This is a genomic window from Sphingobium sp. SG1 (assembly GCF_057063145.1).
In genome coordinates this window covers 1-270 of record NZ_JBVVOJ010000088.1, presented here as the reverse complement: position 1 = coordinate 270, position 270 = coordinate 1, and the positions used below count along the sequence as shown (strand labels likewise).

The 270-nt window shown below is 63.3% G+C and carries 1 protein-coding gene; it reads left to right on the top strand.

Annotated elements, in window-relative coordinates; all coding sequences use genetic code 11:
* Positions 1-270, top strand: a 270-nt coding sequence (locus tag AC0KVN_RS27670) for an aryl-sulfate sulfotransferase (protein WP_483656853.1), incomplete at both ends; no start/stop codon positions are given.

Here is a 270-nt window from a genome sequence, read left to right as displayed (position 1 = left end):
ACGCCGAAGGCTTCGACTGGTCCTGGACCCAGCACACGGCCTGGCTCACCGGCAAAGGCACGCTGAGCGTGTTCGACAACGGCTGGGGGCGCAACTTTTCGCCAACGAAGCTTGCCGGCAACTACAGTCGCGCGGTGGAGTACCGCATCGACGAGGCGAAGGGCACTGTCGAGCAGCTCGGGGAGTACGGCAAGGAACGCGGGGACGAGTGGTACAGCCCGGTGACCTCGGTAGTCGAATACCGCGCTGACAAGGACACCCAGTTTATCT